Genomic DNA, 17978 nt, shown 5'->3' with positions numbered 1-17978 from the left:
AGTCGAAGGACTTAAAACAGGAGGTTAGTATGAAAAAGAAAAAAAGCTTATCCCTGTTCCTCGTGGCATCCTTTATTATGGCAGCACTCACCGGCTGTGGCGGCACAGCCTCCAACACCAGCTCTGCGGCACCCGCAGCACCGTCCGCTGCAGCTTCCGGTGAAAAGGGTTTTGCAGCCGATGCAACCATCGGCGTAGCACTGCCTTGGCTTGGAACGCAAAACTGGGCAGAAGCGGATAAAATGTTTAAGGAGCAATTGGAGGCTGCTGGATTTAAGGCAATTGTTCAGCATGCCGACAATAAGGTTCCCCAGCAGCAACAGCAAATTGAGTCGATGATTCAGAACGGCGCCAAGGTAATTGTTGTTGGCCCCGTCGACGGTTCTCAGCTTGGTGCAGTTTTGGAAGAAGCAAGCGCAGCCGGCATTAGTGTAATTGGCTACGATCGTCTGCTGGAAAACACAACCGGTGTCGACGGAGTCGTACAGTTTGGCAGTATCAAAACCGGTGAGCTGCAAGGTCAGGCTTTACTGGATGGCTTAGCTGCTCAAAAGGGCAAAGGCCCCTATAACATTGAACTGTTTGGCGGCGGCCCTGCTGACCCCAACGCCCCGAACTTCTTTAAGGGCGCGATGAAAGTGCTCCAGCCCAAAATTGATGATGGTACCTTAGTGGTTGTCTCCGGCCAGAAAGACTTTACGCAGTGCGCTACTATGGATTGGGATAATTCGAAAGCGCAGGCTCGTATGGATTCCCTGCTTTCCGGTTTCTACTCTGGCAAAGAAATCCACGGTGTTCTTTCTCCCAACGATGGCATTGCCCGTGCGATTATTACCGCTTCCGAGCAGGCCGGGCAGAAAATCCCCGTTGTTTCAGGTCTTGATGCAGAAAATGAGTCCGTTCAGTGGATTTGGTCTGGCAAACAGTATTCCACTGTTGCCAAGCCCACCGATGTTCTGGTAGGGAAAACAGTTGAGATCATTAAAGGCTTGCAGGCAGGTAAGGGAATGCTCGCTCCTGATACAACCGTAAATAACGGCAAAAAGGATGTTGGTGTGTATGAGCTCGCACCTGTTGTAGTTACAAAAGAAAATGCAAAAGAGGCATTTGCAAATGATGCCGGACGCATGGCACTTCTGAAGTAAAAAAGTACAAAATAAGAGAAATATCTTCATGACTTTCTATTCCAATTAGAAATACTGTTTTCTCTTTTGTGAAGGGACGGTGAGGGATGATTCCTTTGCCGTCCAATTCATAGAAGCACATATTTCAGAGAAGAATTTTGATTCATAATGATTCTAAACGAGTGTTACAAAAACACGACACTTGTACTCCTTAAGTAAAAAGGGTGTAGAATTGAAATTTATACTTCTTTTGTGGTAAAATAAGACAACAGTATAAAATGGTGATTCATATTCATGAAGCTTGCCGGAAGTTATCGCAAAAATGGTTGTTTCGAGCGATGAAAGCAGGTTTTAAATTTGGATTTATAGTGCAATATTTTGGTGCTGCAAAGTGCCTGCTGTCATTTTAGATTAGCTCGACTATAATTATTTCGGGAGTGATTGAATGTTCGATATCGTCGCATTGGGTGAGCTGCTGATTGATTTTACATACCATGGCATAAGTGAGAACGGTACACGCCTATTTGAGCAAAATCCGGGCGGAGCGCCTGCGAACGTATTGTGTGCTGCCTCGAACTTAGGCCTGAAAACATCGTTTATTGGTAAAGTGGGTAAAGATATGCACGGCGAGTTTCTGCGCAAGGTGCTGGAAGAAAAGGGCGTTGATACGTCCGGATTAATTAGCGCAGAGGATGTGTTTACAACCCTTGCCTTTGTGGAACTGTCTGAAACAGGCGAGCGTAAATTTTCTTTTGCACGAAAGCCGGGAGCAGATACGTGTCTGTTAGCAAGTGAAGTAAATCGTGAGCTAACAGAAGCGTGTAAAATTTTTCATTTCGGTTCCCTCTCCCTTACGAACGAGCCTTCGCGTTCTGCCACAATAGAAGCGGTGAAATCTGCGAAGAAGGCAGGGGCGATTATTTCTTATGACCCCAACTATCGTGCTCCATTGTGGAACAGCGAAAAGGAAGCCGCAGAGGTAATGCAAAGTGTTCTTCAATATGCAGACATTGTGAAAATTAGTGATGAAGAAGTCGGTATGATTACAGGAGAATCCTCTCCCGAAGCTGCCGCCAGCCATCTTTTTCAAAAGGGAATTTCTTGTGCGGTAGTAACACTTGGCAGCGATGGTGCTTATACCGCAGTGAAAGGCGCATCTGCTCTTGTTTCTGTTCCCGATGTTCCAGTGGTAGATACCACAGGAGCAGGGGATGCTTTCTGGGGTGGTTTTCTTTATCAGCTTGCGGTAAGCGGGCTTCGCCCCAATGAGCTTCATGAAGAGCAACTCCAACAGTTTACGGAGTTTGCCAATGCGGTTGCCACACTGTGTGTTCAAAAGCGCGGGGGAATCCCTGCAATGCCCACAATTCATATGGTTACAGATTTTTTGAACCGAAAAGAGGGATGACGATGAAACGCAGTGAGATTAACAAGGCGCTGGCAGAAATGGAGGCGTTCGTAAAGGAATACCGCTTTGCTCTGCCGCCCTTCTGTTCCTTTACACCGCAGGACTGGAAAACCAAGGGCAGTGAGTATGACGAAATACGCGATAATATGCTGGGCTGGGATATCACAGACTACGGTTTGGGCGACTTTAACAGAGTCGGATTTTCACTGATTACCATTCGAAACGGAAACTTAGCAAAAAAAGAGCAATATGCCAAGACCTATGCCGAAAAGCTGCTCTATTTACGCGAGGGCCAATACTCGCCGATGCACTTCCACCGGAGTAAGATGGAAGACATAATCAATCGCGGTGGCGGCAATGTGCTGATTCGCGTGTACAACTCCACTCCCAGTGAAGAACTGGACGAGGCGGGGGAGGTTTGTGTTCATATGGATGGCCGAGTATTTACGGTTCCCGCAGGAACACAGGTGCGCTTAATACCGGGTGAGAGCATTAGCATACAGCCGTATTTGTACCATGATTTTACCGTAGAGGAAGATACAGGGCCGGTGCTGTTGGGCGAAGTAAGCCAATGTAACGACGACAATACCGATAACCGTTTCTTAGAACCGATTGGCCGATTCCCCACTATTGAGGAAGATGAGCTACCCTACCGTTTGCTCTGCAACGAGTACCCGAAGTCGTAATTTGTATTGGGAAATGAGCGGCGAATGGTATTTTATAGTAATCATAAATACAAAAGCCTGGTTTTAACTTACCTCGTGGTAAGTTAAAACCAGGCTTTCTTATTTCTATTATTCCTTAAGAATTACAGCTGTAATTCTTAAGGAATAATGTTGTTGCATTTTATGCCGTGCCGTATAAAGCTATGGCTCGAATAGTAGTGTCGTATGAATCAGTTGCATCTGTATGATAAGGAAGTGTATAATGAGGTATGCTGTAACTTGTAAAGACCCCCGCGCTTTTGTATTTCATTGTCTAGTATTGACTTGTTCACATAATTCAGTTACAGTGTTAATAACCCCCAAAAAGGATTTCCTTTTAAGAATAATAACCATGGTGTTTATCTAAAACATATTCTTTGGAAATTCAGGTCGTTAGAAAAATGGCTTTAAGGAGCATCCTCAAATATTGAGGTTAGACAACCGAAAAGAGACTAAAAAAAGAAGAAGCAACGACTTAAGAAAGTAACGCTGCTTCTCCTCAATACTAGATATGTATTGTTTTCTAGGCTTTATGTTACATACTATTTATCCAAATGCCTTAGTCCCATGCGGGATTCAGCACTTTGTACCAAATGGAATAGAGAACCGGCAAACAGCGGGTATTGTTCTTGAAGTAATTCCGGAGAGAGCAAAGGAGCTTGTTCCTTTTTTAACCCTTTTTCCTGCTCCAAATCTTCACCACTTGCAACATATTCTGCGTTTGCCTGTGCAATGGAGAGTGCCGCGTCGGAAAGTCCTTTGTCTAAACCGTGTGGCGCTACAAACATGCCTTGTGGATTTTTGGGGTTTGCCGAATAAATAATACGAAATGCTTTATAAACAGCAAGTGTCAAACAGGCAGAAATCTCAGTAGTAAGTGCCTTGTTTCCACATTTTTGTAGCTGGCTGAAGATAATATTCAACGAGTTTGCAAGCAGCTTTTTATTGAGTACCGGCAGTAAGCTGCCTTTCATTACATTTTCTTTTCCAACAGTATCCGGCTCGGGGATATCCTCTACGGTAAGGGTTGCCCCGCTGCGGTCTGGGGTGCGCCCCAAGAGATAATCGCAGGACACATTGTAAAAATCGGCGGCTCGCACTACAAAATCAAGCCCGCATTCGCGAATGCCTTTTTCGTAGTGAGAAAGCAGAGCCTGCGAAACGCCAAGCTCTTCCGCTACCTTTTTTTGACTATATCCCTGCTCTTTCCGCAGTAAAGTCATGATTCTGGAAAAATTACTGTTCATTGCCGGAAAACCCCCGTCGAAATTTGTATCTCTTTAACGTATTGTAAAGTATATAACAAATACAACGGATTGTAAACCGCTAGATGTCGTAGCAAGAAGTAAAAAAGGAGCAATATCTTATGAAGTCATATCTAATCCACGTAATTCGCCATGGAGTTACCGAGGCAAATGCCCTTGGCCAGTATGTAGGGCGTACCGATTCCCCCCTTTCGGAGCAGGGGATTGAGCAATTAATGCAAATGAAAGAGCAGCAGGATTACCCCGCTGTTCAGGCATATTACAGCAGCCCTCTTGCGCGCTGTGTGCAGACCATGCAGATTATATACCCAGAGACGCAACCTAATCTGATTGAGGATCTTCGCGAGTGCGATTTTGGCGATTGGGAGGGCAAAACAGCCAAGGAGCTGGAAAACGACCCCGAGTTCCTGCGCTGGATTGAGAGCGGCCAGCAGGCGGCACCCCCTAACGGAGAAGACAGCAAAGCATTTATATCGCGTGTTTGCACCGCGTTTGAAAAGTTGGTGGAGGAACTGCTTAGCTCAGGCACGACAAGCGCTGCGGTAGTTATGCACGGTGGTGTTATGATGGCACTGCTTTCTGCCTATGGCTTACCCCGTGCTTCTGCTTATGAGTGGATGACTGAACCGGGTTGCGGCTACACCCTGCGCATTACTCCCGGGCTATGGATGCGCTCTATGGTAGCAGAGGTTATCGCTACTATTCCCAATGGTGAGCAGGGCACTCTTCGGGAGCATACGGTTATCGATTTGGCGAGAGAAGCGGCAAACCGTGCCTATGGCAAAGAAGAGCATTCCGAAAATTAATGGTTGACAAATCGAAAACCTACTCATATAATAGTATCAATTTCATAGACCATTTGGTCCCCCAAAGACTTTGAAGGGAATAAGACATTTGGCAATGCAGTCAGAGAGCCGGCGGTTGGTGCGAGCCGGTGCGGAGCCCAGTGTGAATAGCTCATCCCGGAGTCGCCGGCCTGAAGAACGTTTTGTAAGGCCGGACGCAATAGGCAGCGTTAACAGCCGGAGCCTTGTTAGAGGCTTTTTAAGGGTGTTCTGCGAAAGCAGATTACCGAATCAGGGTGGTACCGCGGGTTTGTCTTACACAAATTCGCCCCTGACTCAGCACTTAGCTGAGTCAGGGGCTTTTTTTGTTATTATGCCAATTTACAATGGGGAATTCAGCAAATGGTGAAGTAATTAGATTCATGTTTAAAAGGAGAGATCAATTATGGTAACAGGCTTTCAAAAGTATATCCCCTTTCAGCCGGTTCATCTGCCAGATCGTCAATGGCCCGAAAACACCATCCGCAAAGCGCCCGTATGGTGCAGCGTAGACCTACGCGACGGCAACCAGGCACTGGTAACTCCCATGAATTTGGATGAAAAGCTCTTGTTCTTCCAAACCCTTGTAGATATTGGCTTTAAAGAGATTGAAGTGGGCTTTCCCTCCGCTTCAGAAACGGAATACGAGATGCTGCGTGCCTTAATTGACCAGAATCGAATTCCGGACGATGTTACCATACAGGTTTTGGTGCAAGCTCGCCCACATTTAATTCACAAGACCTTTGAGGCAATCTCAGGGGCAAAAAATGTGATTATCCATCTTTACAACTCCACATCTACCTTACAGCGCAAGGTTGTTTTTAACACGGATATGGATGGGATTATTGACATTGCGGTCAATGGTGCGAAGCTGGTTCGTGAGCTGACGGAAGAAGAAGTGAAAAGGAGCGGCGCAAACGTTCGCTTTGAATACTCACCGGAGAGCTTTACCGGCACGGAGATGGATAACGCCATCCGTATTTGTGAGCGGGTGCTCGATGAGCTCAATGCCACACCAGAGAATAAAGTGATTCTCAACTTGCCCAACACCGTAGAGGGGAGCACCCCCAATTGCTATGCAGACCAAATTGAATATTTTTGCCGGAATATGAAAGGGCGAGACCGAGCGATTATCAGCATTCATCCCCATAACGACCGTGGCTGTGCGGTCGCAGCTACCGAGCTGGGAATGATGGCGGGCGCTGAGCGTGTAGAAGGAACCATCTTTGGCAACGGCGAGCGTACCGGCAATGCAGATATTATGGTGGTTGCCATGAACATGTATACGCAGGGCATTGACCCACAGCTCGATTTCTCTAAAATGAATGAAATCCGCAAGGTGTACGAAAGCTGCACCAAAATGGTGGTTCACGAAAGGCACCCCTATGCGGGTGAGCTGGTGTTTACGGCGTTCTCGGGCTCGCACCAGGATGCCATCAAAAAAGGTGTGGATTATATGGAGAAGAGCCGCTCGCCGTTGTGGCAGGTTCCTTACCTGCCTATCGACCCCGCAGACGTGGGACGCGAGTACGAACCGATTATTCGCATCAACAGCCAGTCTGGCAAGGGCGGTGCGGCATTTATTATGCAGCAGATGTTTGGCTACAACCTGCCAAAAGAAATGTACCCCGAATTTGGTATGGTGGTGCAAACCGCTTGCGACAACCTCGGCCGCGAGCTTCAGCCACAAGAGATTTACGATTTGTTCCAGAAGGAATATATTCAGATTCGCTATCCCTACAACCTCAAAAGCTACCGGCTGTATGAAGAAAATGAAGCCGACGGTGAGACCATCGTTCACTTTGAGGGTGTTCTGCGCTTCCACCACGAAGACCATAAAATTAGCGGCGTAGGTAACGGACCCATCGATGCGTTCTTTAAAGCTCTGGGTGGCGTTGGCATTCAGAACTACCGCTTTGTATCGTACCATGAGCATGCGGTCTCCAAGGGCGCAGACTCCAAGGCGCTGTCTTATATTCAAATGACAACACCCGATTACAAAACCGTGTTCGGTGTCGGTCTGGACAATAACATCAGTCTGGCATCCATTAAAGGTATTGTTTGTGCCATTAACCGTGCGCAGCTTTCGACTGCCAGCAATAACTTCTAAAGAAACGTTTGGTTCCCCTGTGCTATGCAGGGGAACACAGCATGTTCTCATAGTAAAAAGAATGGAAGCGTTAAGGAGGAACACAGATGCAAAATTATCGCATTGCCGTACTCAAGGGTGACGGAATCGGGCCAGAAATCGTGGAGCAGGCACAACGGGTGTTGGATTGTGCTGCACAAAAATTTGGATTTACCGTAGCATATACGCCTGCACTGCTTGGTGGCTGCGCCATCGATGCAGTGGGAACAGCTTTGCCGCAGGAGACGATTGATACCTGCAAAGCTTCCGATGCCGTTCTGCTCGGCGCGGTGGGAGGCCCAAAGTGGGATGTACTGCCCGGCAACCAGCGGCCGGAGACAGGACTTTTGGGAATTCGCAAGGCGCTTGGTCTGTTTGCGAACCTGCGCCCCGCGGTTATTTTTGAGCCGCTTCGGGGAGCATCCCCCATTCGGCCAGACATCATTGGTTCTTCACTTGATATTATGGTTGTGCGTGAGCTCACGGGTGGTATCTATTTCGGGGAGCGTGGAACAAAGCAGGTAAATGGGGCAGAGGCTGCCTACGATACCGAAATGTACAGTGTTCCTGAAATTGAGCGCATTGCCCGTGTGGGCTTCGATATGGCTCGCAAGAGAAATAGCCGCCTGTGCAGTGTAGATAAAGCAAACGTGCTCGATTCCTCCCGACTTTGGCGCAAAATAGTGACTCGAATCGGTGAAGAGGAATACCCGGACGTAGCGCTTAGCCATATGTATGTGGATAACTGCGCGATGCAGCTGGTGCGTAATCCCGGCCAGTTCGATGTCATCGTGACCTCTAATCTGTTTGGCGATATTCTGTCTGATGAAGCTTCTATGATTAGCGGCTCCATTGGAATGCTCGCCTCCGCCAGCTTGGGAGCGGAAAATCCGGGTATGTATGAGCCAATACACGGTTCGGCGCCGGATATAGCCGGTCAGGGAATCGCAAACCCTCTGGCAACCATTCTTTCTGTGGCGATGATGCTCCGCTATTCCCTCCATCAGCCGCAGGCCGCCTCCGCCATTGAGGCGGCGGTAGACGCCGCCCTGCGCCAAGCCCGCACCTCGGATTTAAAGGAAGAAGGGCTGAAAACCGTAAGCTGCGAGGAGATGGGAACGCTTGTCTGCGAACTGCTGTGAGAAAGAGGTAGGCTTTGGGGAAGAGAATCCGGAATTGCCGGATCTTAGCTTTCAGAGGGGGCTGAAAGACGGCCTGCCAATTTGTCTTGGGTACCTTTCGGTATCGTTCGCATTCGGGATGACAGTGGCTCAAAGCGGGATGCCGATTTGGGTTGCAATCTTTATTTCCATTACCAATGTAACCTCCGCTGGGCAGTTTGCAGGGTTTGACCTGATTCTGCATGGCGCGAGATACCTTGAAATTGCCATTACTACCTTGGTAATTAACCTGCGGTATTTTTTAATGTCACTGTCCCTTTCGCAAAAGATAGATAGTGGGATGACCACACTTCAGCGGCTTGTGCTTTCGTTTGGAATTACAGATGAGATTTTCGCCGTAGCCATTCAGCAGCCGGGAATGGTGGGGGCACGGTATCTTTCCGGATTAATTACCACACCGCTTGTGGGTTGGACGATGGGTACCTTTTTAGGAGCGGCCGCAACAGGATTTCTTCCAGAGAGCTTTCGAACTGCCCTTGGAATTATGATTTATGGGATGTTTATTGCAATCATTATACCTCCGGTGCGGGTGTCGCGCCCAGTGGCAACGGTGGTGGTGCTCTCTGCCGCTTTAAGCTGCATATTCCGCTATATTCCTTTGTTCCATGGTCTTTCCTCCGGTTGGGCTACCATTTTATGCACGCTCATTGCCTGTACGTTTACCGCACAGCGTTACCCGGTAAGCTGCCCGGAAAGCGAGGGTGCACAATGAATACGGCTTATGTAATCTCCTGTGTTTTGCTGATGGCAGGGGTAACGTATTTGATACGGATGCTGCCAATGGTGGTTTTTCGGCAAAGGCTTGAAAATCGCTTTTTACGCTCCTTTCTAGCTTATGTTCCATATGCGGTGCTCTCTGCGATGACCTTTCCGCAGATTTTATATTCGGCAGGTGGTATGGCGGCTTCCGTAGCAGGACTTATGGTAGCACTTATTCTCGCGTTTCGCGGCAAAGGACTTTTGGTGGTTGCACTGGGGGCAGCAGCGGCAGCACTGCTTACACAGCAGTTTTTATTGCTATAATTTTAGATATGATTGGAAAAAGGCTTCTGCAACCAGCAGAAGCCTTTTTCTTTATATGCACTTGAAGGAAACTGCGCTTTTGTTTTCTTGAGTTATATGGTAGAATATATTATTAATATTTTATAGTATAAAAAAGCTGAATAACATGTCTCTGCGAGCGGACGAGAGCGCTCTAAAAATGACCGCCGACTGACGAAATCGCTATTTGCTTCTTTATTATGGTTATGAGAGTGGGCATTTTTAATGGAGCGCCTTTACAGTAGCTTTTGTTATACGGCTTGGGGGCGTTCCCCAAATGGATTCCAAAGGCGGAGCCTTTGGTGAGTCTTTCCGCCTTTTCTCCTCATCGAGAAAAGGTGAGCCTGCCCCGGCTTGAGGGGCGAATCAAAAGAAAGAAGAAATTCCCTGCGGCACTAGCCGCTTTGAAATTTTCTTTCGTGCTTGTGTTAAGCTACCTTTTCAACTTAGAAAGTTATTGCTTTGTTAGAATTAATAATATTGCGCTCGGGCGCAAGGCTTCTGCTGGCGCAGCGCTTGCCCCTCATGCCGGGGCGGGCACCTACTTTCACGAAAGGGTGAAAGTAGGCAAAGGCCTTTCAAGGGGAGAGTATCGATTCTCTCCCCTTGAATCCCCTCTCAACGACCAAAGGCTCTGCCTTTGGAATCCGAGTGAGCTCCCGCTCTGCATCTTATTTCCGCACAGAAACAAGCCTGTGAGTTGCAGTTTGTGCGTAAGGTGTTGCTTTGCCGCTTGTGAATAGTATAAAATCCAAGCTGAATAACATGTCTCTGCGGGCGAATGAAAAGAAACAAGAATTTTTCTGCGGCACTGGCCGCTAAAATATCTTGCATTTTAAATCAATTATTACATTATTAAAACTCCATTTACTAGAATTAAGAAAGGAGCAAAGCAATGAGCACGGAATATTCCATCTTACAAAATACCGCTTTGTTCCGGGGAATAGAGGAAAGCGACCGAGAAGCAATTGTCTCGTGCTTGACCAACGGTGTTCGGGAATGTATGAAAAATGAAGTTATCTTGCTGGCAGGTGACCCGGTAGAGTGGATTGGCGTTGTATTAAAAGGCCGAGTGCAAGTGGTGAAAGAAGATTTGTTCGGCAATCGTTCGATTGTTACAGAGCTTAGTGCGGGAGATATTTTTGGGGAATCTTTGGCGTGTGCACAGGTGCGCCAAAGCCCGGTTTCCGTTATAGCCAGTACAGACTGCAAGGTAATGCGGCTTTCTGCGGAGCGGCTACTTACGCCATGCCCAGCTATGTGTGGGCACCACTCTACGTTGCTGCGTAACATGATGCAGCTGCTTGCTGAAAAAAATGTGTACTTAAATCGAAAAATGGAAATCCTATCACAAAAGACGACGCGCGAAAAGGTGATGGCTTACCTTGGCGAGCAGGCACAGCGGCAGGGTACGTATTCTCCCGTAATTCCATTTTCACGCGAAGAGCTTGCCGATTTTTTATGTGTAAACCGCAGTGCGCTTTCCAAAGAGTTGGGGCGCATGCAAAAAGAGAACATCATACGTTTTCATCGCAACCAATTTATTTTATCTACGGACAAGCACGCAGACTAACATACAGCAATGACCATCACATGGTCTAAGGGCCATAAAATAGCGGAGGTTTCATGAACAGTTTATCCAACATTTCTACAATCAAAGAGATATTAGGTCGCCATGGGTTTCATTTTAGCAAGGCCTTGGGTCAAAATTTTCTCATTAACCCCATGGTTTGTCCGCGCATGGCGGAAGAAAGCGGTGCTTCACCAGAGAGCGGTGTGTTAGAGGTTGGCCCCGGTATTGGAGTGCTAACGCGTGAGCTTGCGGAGAGTGCGCAGAAGGTGGTTTCTGTTGAGCTTGACCGCCGTTTGCTGCCAGTATTGGAAGAAACGCTGGCGGATTATGATAATGTAACCATTGTGAATGAAGATGTGCTAAAGCTCGATATTAAGGAGCTGCTGGAGCGTGAATTTGCAGGTATGCCGGTGTCGGTCTGTGCGAATCTTCCCTACTATATCACTTCACCAGTTATCATGCGATTTTTGGAAGAGCGGCTCGATATAACCGCCTTAACCGTCATGGTACAAAAGGAAGCCGCAAGGCGCATTTGCGCAAAGCCGGGCACGCGCGAGTGCGGCGCAGTTACGATTGCAGTGCATTATTACGCAGAGCCAGAGATTTTATTTGAGGTATCTCGTGGCAGCTTTATGCCAGCTCCCAATGTGGATTCCTCCGTTATTCGCCTTACCCTACGCAAAGAGCCGGCTGTAAAAGTAGAAGATGAAGCTGGCTTTTTTAAATTGATACGTGCGGCATTTGGTCAAAGAAGAAAAACCATGCTCAACTCCGTTTCGGCCGGCTTATCTCTGCCAAAAGAAACGGTTGGCACTGCGCTCGATGCCGCGGGGCTTGACCGCCGTGTTCGTGCCGAACAGCTTACCATGCAAAATTTTGCGGATTTGTTTGCTTGCCTGAATTCACAAAAGGAGTGATTCTGAGTGCTAAACACAGATGAAAAAATTGCAAAATTCTTTTTTGCGTTTGGGTTACTGCTTGCCTTGGGTGCGATGGTTCTTGGTCCGCTGGATATTCGCAGCTGGTCCATTGCCTGTGGGGTAACAGCATCTTTTGTGGCGCTTGCCGGTATGTTCTTTGCGTTGCAGAGCTGGAATGAACCGGATGAAGTGTTTATAGAACAGCCGGAAATGGCTGTTACGATCAAAGAGCAAGCGTTACCAGAAGTACAGCAATCCCCTGTGGAAAGCAAAAAAGCTTCCAATGAAGAGAAGCCTCCAATAACCTAACCCAACGAACCCCTTTTAAGCGACTTAGAAGAGGGGCAGTATGATTGATATTGGGCAAAACCGGCAGGAATGATTCCCGCCGGTTTTTCAGCCTTAGCAGTAAGGCTGTGCCGCCATACAGCTACGCCGGTTCTGCGGAGCTGTATGTTCAATCAGCCCGCATGCGATTTTGCTGCCGGAATCACCGGATGGCTGTGATGTAAAATTATCCGGATGAGAGTGGATGATAACGGTACGCCCAATCACCTGTGAGACCGTGAAACGGTCGGTAAAGAAAGACAAATAGGCAAAACCGTTATTTCCAAACAACGGTGGCATATCACCTGCGTGTGCCGGGTGCGGGCAGTTCTCCGGATTAAAGTGCCCACCGGCGTCTGCGAAAGGGTCGTTTTCGTTCCCGGTGCATGCCTTTCCCTCGTGAATATGGAAGCCGTACACGTTCACCGGGCAGGGGCTTTCCCCTAACGGCAGGCCGCGTACCAAAGCGGAAACAAGAACACCGTTCTCCATTTGGTGTAACTGCATGGTCCCGTGTAGCTGCGGGTATGCGTTACTTCCTTTTATAATGGCTTTTGCATCGGGGTATCGTCTTGCGGCATTCTGAAATGTATAAAAATCGAGCACAACAGCACCTCCTGCTCTATTGTATGCTTCTCTAAAAGAAAGTGATAAACAAAAGCCTGTGTGGTGCAGGGGGCAGGAGCGAATACTGGTTAATTAAAGTGGCACTTAGAAAATAGCCATTAGTTGACAACTCCCTAAAATCATCGTATTCTAAAGCTAATTCATAAGCAAAGGAGAGGCGCTTGGGTTGATTTATCGGATAGCGATGCCAATGAAACAGCATCTGGTCACATATCTTCAGGAGAATCAATTGCAGTTCCCAGAGCACGTTGAAATCACATACTTTATTTACGAGACTATAGAGCAGCTTTGCGAAATCTATGAGAAAATTCACGGCGATTTTCAGGGAATCATAACGAGTGGTGTTATTCCAAACCATGTACTCGAAGAGCTTCGCCAAGGGGATTCCCCATGCCTGAGCTATTTGGATATTGATATTGAAAACACGTACCGTATTCTCCTGCGCGAAAGCATTCGCCGTAATCAGCAGGATTTTTCGCGCGTTGCGGTAGATTTTATTGCAGATAAAATGACACTGACGCAGGCGATTGAACAAAATACGCTAGATGCAATCGCAAGGGAATACGACAATACCTTTCGTCATTTTAGTTTAAGTGTTATTGAAGAAGAGGAAAAGCGATTCTCGCATTATGTGGAAGAAAAGTTCCGTGCGGGGGAAATCGATTTTGCTGTAACCTACCTCTACTCAACCGCGCAGCGTATGAAAGAAATGGGCTATTCGTGCTATTACATTTACCCAAGCCAAAACGCGCTCACCAACACGGTTAAAGAGGTTGTGTCTAAAATTGATGCCGCCCGAGCCAGAAAAAGCTACCCTGCCAACGTGTTAATCTCCTGCGCGGAGATGATGACACGAAAGTATGGTAATTCCGAAATGAAGTTTTTGGCGTATAAAAAAGAGATTTTAACGCTGGTTAGCCCTTACAGTGGCAGCCTCACTGTAAAAGACAGCCGGGATGGCTTTGAGATTTACACAGATTGCGATACCCTTGCAAAGCTGACTGATCACTTTTTAGGCTGCCCTTTTTATACTCACCTACAAAAAACGCTGAATTTTACCGGAGCCATCGGCTACGGAATCGGGCGTAACTTTTACCAGGCACGCATGAATGCGATGGATGCGGTTCGCCATGGTGAAAATTTTGGTGATGAGACCCACCGGAGCTTCCTGATTGATGAAGAAAATAAGATTGTATGTATGACCCCCAGTAACGAGATTGACCTCATAATCTCAGACGTGGAGAGCGATTATATTTACCGTATGGCGTCGCAGGTAAAGCTTTCACCCGAAACAGTTTCTAAAATCATACATGTGCTCAAGGAAGAAGGTACCGATGAAATCTCATCTCTCGATTTAATCAATCGGTTGGGGATTTCTACGCGTACCGCTAACCGTTTCCTAGCCAATCTATTAAAGTATGGTAAGGCAGAGGTAATTGGGCAAAAACGAATTGTACCAAAGGGCAGACCGGTTAATATTTATAAAATTCTGCTGGAATATTAAGATAGAATAATGGCAGGAAAGGGGATTGCAAAAATGGCAAACGATGCGCAGCCTTGGCTGGATGAATATTTGCTCTCAAAACCCGGCGTGACCAAAGATTTCAAAGAGGAGTGGGGATGGCTGCGCTACCAGGTGGGCGGAAAGCTGTTTGCGGCTAGAATGCGCCCCGGCGCTGAGCACGACCCGCAGTATGCGGGAAAAGACCTGCTGAATGTAAAGTGTGACCCCATGTATGCTGAGCTTTTGCGCAGGGAGCATAGTGAAATACTACCCGGCTTTTATATGAATAAGCAGAACTGGAACGCAATTTATTTAGAAGGCGATTTATCCCCGGAGCTTTTAAAGGAATTGTGTGATGCTTCCTACCGGTTGGTATTTGAGAAGCTCACGAAAAAGTTGCAAAAGGAATTATTGGGAGGCACGGTATGACCCGTGTTTTATTGGATGCAGACGGCTGCCCGGTGGTAGAGGAAGCCGTGCGGATTTGCCGCCGTAATGGGGTCGAGTGCCTGATTTTATGCGATACCTCGCACCAGTTTGAAAAAGAGGGTGCAAAAACACTGGTTGTGTCCAAAGGGGCAGACAGTGTGGATTTTGCTTTGGTAAACTTGCTACAGCCCGGCGACGTGGTTGTTACGCAAGATTATGGTCTTGCGGCGATGTGCTTGGCGCGTGGTGCAAGAATTCTAAATCAAGATGGAATGGAATACACCGCAGAGAATATCGATGCGCTTTTGCTTGCCCGCCACACGGCAAAAAAGATACGAAAAGCTGGAGGTCGGCTGAAGGGACCGCGGAAGAGGACAATCGAACAAGACCTTGCTTTTCGTAATGCACTGGAACAATTACTTGGGGAAACTTGAGAGGACGCACCTCATACTGTCATATGGCAGAATGAGGTGTTACTTATACAGTATGAAATACGCAATAGGCAGAGGAGGCACCCAGCTTGGAGAAAGAAGAGATGATTTCGCTTTGCTTACAGCTTGGCGGGTGTTATGTAGATTACCCGTTTGACGACGTATGGGCAGCCATACGGCATAGAGAAAGTCGTAAAACCTTTGCGTTTATTTATGAGCATCAAGGAAACTTGTGCGCCAATTTAAAATGTGAGCCAATGGATGGAGATTTTCTTCGTTCTGTTTATACCGGTGTGAAACCGGCTTACCACATGAATAAAATGCATTGGAATACGGTACTGCCCAACAGCGACGTGCCGCTGCAGGAACTAAAAGTGATGGTCAATAAAAGCTACGAGCTGACAAAGCCTAAGCGTAAACGAAAGAGAAGTGGTGAGTGCGCTACGATGGATCAGCAAACAATCAGTGGAACGGTGTGGGAGCTGGAAACAGACAGGTTGGGTTTTCGCCGCTTACAGCAGGACGACCTAGCGGTATTGCGGCCTATTCTGGGAGACGAGAAGACAATGTACGCATGGGAATATGGCTTTACAGATGCGCAGATTAATGAGTGGATTGAGCGGGCACAGGAGAGGTACCAGTCCTGCGGGTATTCCTACTTTGCCGCGATTGAAAAAGGAAGCGGAGAGCTGATTGGCCTGATGGGAGTTTTACCAGAAGAAATCAATGGGGAGCACTTTTGCGGGCTTGGCTATATCGTTGCACGTGCATATTGGGGAATGGGCTATGCGGCAGAAGGCGCGGCCGCTTGGATGCAATATGCCTTTGAGAAGCTGAGCACAGAACAGGTGATTGCCGAGATTCGCCCGGAGAACACGGCTTCTCGCAAAGTAGCGGAGCGGCTGGGGATGAAAATTATAGGTGAATTCACAAAGCACCATCATGGCAAAGAAATGCCGCACCTCATCTACGCAAAGCAAAATAAAGTAGAACCCAACTAGAAATAATTGTACTTTGCAGGAGGAGAGAAAGTATGGAGAGTCAGTTAAAACCGGGGATTTATCGGCATTTTAAGGGCAATGAGTATGAATTACTCTATATTGCAAAGCATTCTGAAACCCTAGAAGAAATGGTGGTTTACCGTGCGTTGTATGGGGAGCATGGAGTTTGGGTGCGCCCTGCCCATATGTGGAGTGAAACTGTGGAACGGGACGGGGTAGTTACCCCACGCTTTACTTATATTGGTGATTAAAACAAAAAGCCCTTGTCCAGAAAATCGGACAAGGGCTTTAGTAATTATTAGTAATTAGAGGATAGGTTATTTTTGCACCTTGCGTTTATATTGAATGAGTCCTTTGGCTTCTAGATCGTCTAAAAACGCAAGGCAACCCTCCATAATATCGTGATAAGTCACTTCAAAATTACCGGTAAACCATGGGTCTGCAATGTCGCGCGGGTGCTCTGTAAAATCGAGTAATCGGTGTATCTTTTTCGTATCTGCCTCACGGAGTATACGAGTCATGTTATTTAAATTTGAGGTTTCCATCCCCAATAAATAATCATACGATTCCCAGTCGCACTGCGTAATGTGAATTGCTCGCTTGCCCGCACAAGAAATATGCTGTTCCGCAAGTTTTTTTACCGTTCCACTGTGCACCGGATTGCCAATTTCTTCTCGGCTGGTTGCGGCGGAGTCAATGATGAGCTGGTCATCACAGCCGCGTTCTTTTGCAAGGTGCTTAAGTAAAAACTCAGCCATGGGCGAACGGCAGATGTTCCCAAGGCAGACAAATAACACTCGTACCATAAGAATCTCCTAACAATTATCTTTGAAATAGAAAAGCTTTTAAGACCATTATAACATGAATCAAAGTTTTCTAACAAGGCATGGAAAAGGATGGTAGTTGAGAATGCTTGCCCCAATCTGCGTTCACTGGTATACTTTATTCATAAGAAAAAATTAGCCGGAATAAACCGGATTTTGAAATAGGAGGACTTTCATGAGACCAAGCAGAAGAATGTCGAAAGAAGAAGCAGAGCAGTTGTTGCACGAAGGAACCCATGGGGTGCTTTCGGTTGCCACCCAACAAGGGGAGCCGTACGGCGTGCCGCTCAACTATTTTTATGTGCCAGAAGAGCAGGCAATTTATTTTCACTGTTTTGTGAAAGGTAGAAAAATAGAATATTTAAAAGAGAATGACCGTGTAGCGTTTGTGGTCATTGGCAAAGAGACGATCATACCGGAGAGGTTTGTCACACATTACGACAGTGTTATGGTAGAAGGCCATGCTGAAATCATTTCAGACCCAGAAGAAAAAACAAAACGACTGATTCAGCTTTGCGATATTTTCGCTCCCGGTGTTCTTGAGCGCAGGGATGAAGTCATTCGAAAACAGTTACCGGCAGTTAGTATCGTGAAAATTCATATAGAAACGCTTACCGGTAAGAAAAACAGGGATGATTAATCCGCATGATTTTACGTAAGTTAGTGC

At 47.1% G+C, this 17978-nt stretch carries 20 protein-coding genes and 1 other annotated feature; of the genes, 17 read left to right on the top strand and 3 right to left on the bottom strand.

Annotated features, from left to right (window positions below; genetic code table 11):
* The first annotated feature begins 29 nt into the window (after positions 1–29).
* The 3 genes from CAN90_RS12205 (at position 30) to CAN90_RS12195 (ending at position 3218) form a co-directional block, all read left to right on the top strand.
* The gene (locus CAN90_RS12205) at positions 30–1145 is read left to right on the top strand and encodes a substrate-binding domain-containing protein (protein ID WP_085834088.1); all 1116 of its coding nucleotides are present in this window, start codon (positions 30–32) and stop codon (positions 1143–1145) included.
* Between the two features lie 424 nt (positions 1146–1569).
* A complete protein-coding gene (locus CAN90_RS12200) occupies positions 1570–2532 on the top strand; it encodes a carbohydrate kinase family protein (protein WP_085834087.1) in 963 nt (320 codons plus the stop codon).
* Positions 2533–2534: 2 nt separating this feature from the next.
* Entirely contained in the window at positions 2535–3218 is a 684-nt protein-coding gene (locus CAN90_RS12195; protein ID WP_085834086.1) for a D-lyxose/D-mannose family sugar isomerase, read from the top strand.
* Positions 3219–3778: 560 nt separating this feature from the next.
* On the opposite strand, the gene CAN90_RS12190 is transcribed toward CAN90_RS12195, so the two are convergent.
* A complete protein-coding gene (locus CAN90_RS12190) occupies positions 3779–4483 on the bottom strand; it encodes a helix-turn-helix domain-containing protein (RefSeq protein ID WP_085834085.1) in 705 nt (234 codons plus the stop codon).
* A gap of 119 nt (positions 4484–4602) precedes the next feature.
* On the opposite strand from CAN90_RS12190, the gene CAN90_RS12185 reads away from it, so the two are divergent.
* The 8 genes from CAN90_RS12185 (at position 4603) to CAN90_RS13845 (ending at position 12477) form a co-directional block, all read left to right on the top strand.
* Positions 4603–5307 carry a histidine phosphatase family protein gene (locus CAN90_RS12185; protein ID WP_085834084.1) on the top strand — a complete coding sequence of 235 codons (705 nt, stop codon included), beginning with the start codon at positions 4603–4605 and terminating at the stop codon, positions 5305–5307.
* A 61-nt stretch (positions 5308–5368) separates the two neighbouring features.
* Positions 5369–5622 (top strand) — a binding site (T-box leader).
* A 109-nt stretch (positions 5623–5731) separates the two neighbouring features.
* A complete protein-coding gene (gene leuA / locus CAN90_RS12180; protein WP_085834083.1) occupies positions 5732–7435 on the top strand; it encodes a 2-isopropylmalate synthase in 1704 nt (567 codons plus the stop codon).
* An 86-nt stretch (positions 7436–7521) separates the two neighbouring features.
* Positions 7522–8595: a 3-isopropylmalate dehydrogenase gene (gene leuB / locus CAN90_RS12175; RefSeq protein WP_085834082.1), complete on the top strand. Its 1074-nt coding sequence runs from the start codon at positions 7522–7524 to the stop codon at positions 8593–8595.
* Positions 8576–9346 (top strand): AzlC family ABC transporter permease, encoded by a 771-nt coding sequence (locus tag CAN90_RS12170; protein WP_085834081.1) that lies wholly within the window; start codon positions 8576–8578, stop codon positions 9344–9346. The genes leuB and CAN90_RS12170 overlap by 20 nt, the downstream gene beginning before the upstream one ends.
* Complete coding sequence (locus tag CAN90_RS12165; protein WP_085834080.1) at positions 9343–9657, top strand: AzlD domain-containing protein; 315 nt, start codon at positions 9343–9345, stop codon at positions 9655–9657. The genes CAN90_RS12170 and CAN90_RS12165 overlap by 4 nt, the downstream gene beginning before the upstream one ends.
* Before the next feature lie 913 nt (positions 9658–10570).
* Positions 10571–11248 (top strand): Crp/Fnr family transcriptional regulator, encoded by a 678-nt coding sequence (locus CAN90_RS12155; RefSeq protein WP_085834078.1) that lies wholly within the window; start codon positions 10571–10573, stop codon positions 11246–11248.
* Positions 11249–11301: 53 nt separating this feature from the next.
* The gene (gene rsmA, locus CAN90_RS12150; RefSeq protein WP_085834077.1) at positions 11302–12165 is read left to right on the top strand and encodes a 16S rRNA (adenine(1518)-N(6)/adenine(1519)-N(6))-dimethyltransferase RsmA; all 864 of its coding nucleotides are present in this window, start codon (positions 11302–11304) and stop codon (positions 12163–12165) included.
* Positions 12166–12171: 6 nt separating this feature from the next.
* Positions 12172–12477: a hypothetical protein gene (locus CAN90_RS13845; protein ID WP_242953647.1), complete on the top strand. Its 306-nt coding sequence runs from the start codon at positions 12172–12174 to the stop codon at positions 12475–12477.
* Positions 12478–12570: 93 nt separating this feature from the next.
* Here the strand turns inward: CAN90_RS13845 and CAN90_RS12140 are convergent, their stop codons facing one another.
* On the bottom strand, positions 12571–13101 hold the full coding sequence (locus tag CAN90_RS12140) for a superoxide dismutase family protein (protein WP_085834076.1): 531 nt from the start codon (positions 13099–13101) through the stop codon (positions 12571–12573).
* Between the two features lie 187 nt (positions 13102–13288).
* Between CAN90_RS12140 and CAN90_RS12135 the strand changes: the two genes are divergently transcribed.
* The 5 genes from CAN90_RS12135 to CAN90_RS12115 all read left to right on the top strand — a co-directional run bounded on the left by CAN90_RS12135 (position 13289) and on the right by CAN90_RS12115 (position 16738).
* Positions 13289–14626, top strand: a complete 1338-nt coding sequence (locus CAN90_RS12135; RefSeq protein WP_242953646.1) for a hypothetical protein — start codon at positions 13289–13291, stop codon at positions 14624–14626.
* Positions 14627–14659: 33 nt separating this feature from the next.
* Positions 14660–15055, top strand: a complete 396-nt coding sequence (locus CAN90_RS12130; protein WP_085834074.1) for an MmcQ/YjbR family DNA-binding protein — start codon at positions 14660–14662, stop codon at positions 15053–15055.
* On the top strand, positions 15052–15489 hold the full coding sequence (locus CAN90_RS12125; protein ID WP_085834073.1) for a YaiI/YqxD family protein: 438 nt from the start codon (positions 15052–15054) through the stop codon (positions 15487–15489). The genes CAN90_RS12130 and CAN90_RS12125 overlap by 4 nt, the downstream gene beginning before the upstream one ends.
* A gap of 86 nt (positions 15490–15575) precedes the next feature.
* The gene (locus tag CAN90_RS12120) at positions 15576–16487 is read left to right on the top strand and encodes a GNAT family N-acetyltransferase (RefSeq protein WP_242953645.1); all 912 of its coding nucleotides are present in this window, start codon (positions 15576–15578) and stop codon (positions 16485–16487) included.
* Between the two features lie 32 nt (positions 16488–16519).
* Entirely contained in the window at positions 16520–16738 is a 219-nt protein-coding gene (locus tag CAN90_RS12115) for a DUF1653 domain-containing protein (RefSeq protein WP_085834072.1), read from the top strand.
* Between the two features lie 66 nt (positions 16739–16804).
* Here CAN90_RS12115 and CAN90_RS12110 read toward each other — a convergent pair whose 3' ends face one another.
* Positions 16805–17293, bottom strand: a complete 489-nt coding sequence (locus tag CAN90_RS12110; RefSeq protein ID WP_085834071.1) for a low molecular weight protein-tyrosine-phosphatase — start codon at positions 17291–17293, stop codon at positions 16805–16807.
* Between the two features lie 193 nt (positions 17294–17486).
* Between CAN90_RS12110 and CAN90_RS12105 the strand changes: the two genes are divergently transcribed.
* Positions 17487–17951 carry a pyridoxamine 5'-phosphate oxidase family protein gene (locus CAN90_RS12105; RefSeq protein WP_085834070.1) on the top strand — a complete coding sequence of 155 codons (465 nt, stop codon included), beginning with the start codon at positions 17487–17489 and terminating at the stop codon, positions 17949–17951.
* Positions 17952–17978: the final 27 nt, after the last annotated feature.

The organism is Clostridium merdae (genome assembly GCF_900176635.1).
Taxonomy (GTDB): Bacteria; Bacillota; Clostridia; order Oscillospirales; family Acutalibacteraceae; genus Faecalispora; species Faecalispora merdae.
This window is presented reverse-complemented; position numbering and strand designations above follow the sequence as displayed.

Excerpts from the sequence above, each read along its gene's own strand:
- CAN90_RS12130 (WP_085834074.1), top strand. The coding sequence starts at position 14,660 with ATGGCAAACGATGCGCAGCCTTGGCTGGATGAATATTTGCTCTCAAAA.
- CAN90_RS12155 (WP_085834078.1), top strand. The coding sequence starts at position 10,571 with ATGAGCACGGAATATTCCATCTTACAAAATACCGCTTTGTTCCGGGGA.
- CAN90_RS12165 (WP_085834080.1), top strand. The coding sequence starts at position 9,343 with ATGAATACGGCTTATGTAATCTCCTGTGTTTTGCTGATGGCAGGGGTA.
- CAN90_RS12115 (WP_085834072.1), top strand. The coding sequence starts at position 16,520 with ATGGAGAGTCAGTTAAAACCGGGGATTTATCGGCATTTTAAGGGCAAT.
- CAN90_RS12105 (WP_085834070.1), top strand. The coding sequence starts at position 17,487 with ATGAGACCAAGCAGAAGAATGTCGAAAGAAGAAGCAGAGCAGTTGTTG.
- rsmA (WP_085834077.1), top strand. The coding sequence starts at position 11,302 with ATGAACAGTTTATCCAACATTTCTACAATCAAAGAGATATTAGGTCGC.
- leuA (WP_085834083.1), top strand. The coding sequence starts at position 5,732 with ATGGTAACAGGCTTTCAAAAGTATATCCCCTTTCAGCCGGTTCATCTG.
- CAN90_RS12110 (WP_085834071.1), bottom strand. The coding sequence starts at position 17,293 with ATGGTACGAGTGTTATTTGTCTGCCTTGGGAACATCTGCCGTTCGCCC.
- CAN90_RS12125 (WP_085834073.1), top strand. The coding sequence starts at position 15,052 with ATGACCCGTGTTTTATTGGATGCAGACGGCTGCCCGGTGGTAGAGGAA.
- CAN90_RS12205 (WP_085834088.1), top strand. The coding sequence starts at position 30 with ATGAAAAAGAAAAAAAGCTTATCCCTGTTCCTCGTGGCATCCTTTATT.
- CAN90_RS12190 (WP_085834085.1), bottom strand. The coding sequence starts at position 4,483 with ATGAACAGTAATTTTTCCAGAATCATGACTTTACTGCGGAAAGAGCAG.
- CAN90_RS12185 (WP_085834084.1), top strand. The coding sequence starts at position 4,603 with ATGAAGTCATATCTAATCCACGTAATTCGCCATGGAGTTACCGAGGCA.
- leuB (WP_085834082.1), top strand. The coding sequence starts at position 7,522 with ATGCAAAATTATCGCATTGCCGTACTCAAGGGTGACGGAATCGGGCCA.
- CAN90_RS12195 (WP_085834086.1), top strand. The coding sequence starts at position 2,535 with ATGAAACGCAGTGAGATTAACAAGGCGCTGGCAGAAATGGAGGCGTTC.
- CAN90_RS12200 (WP_085834087.1), top strand. The coding sequence starts at position 1,570 with ATGTTCGATATCGTCGCATTGGGTGAGCTGCTGATTGATTTTACATAC.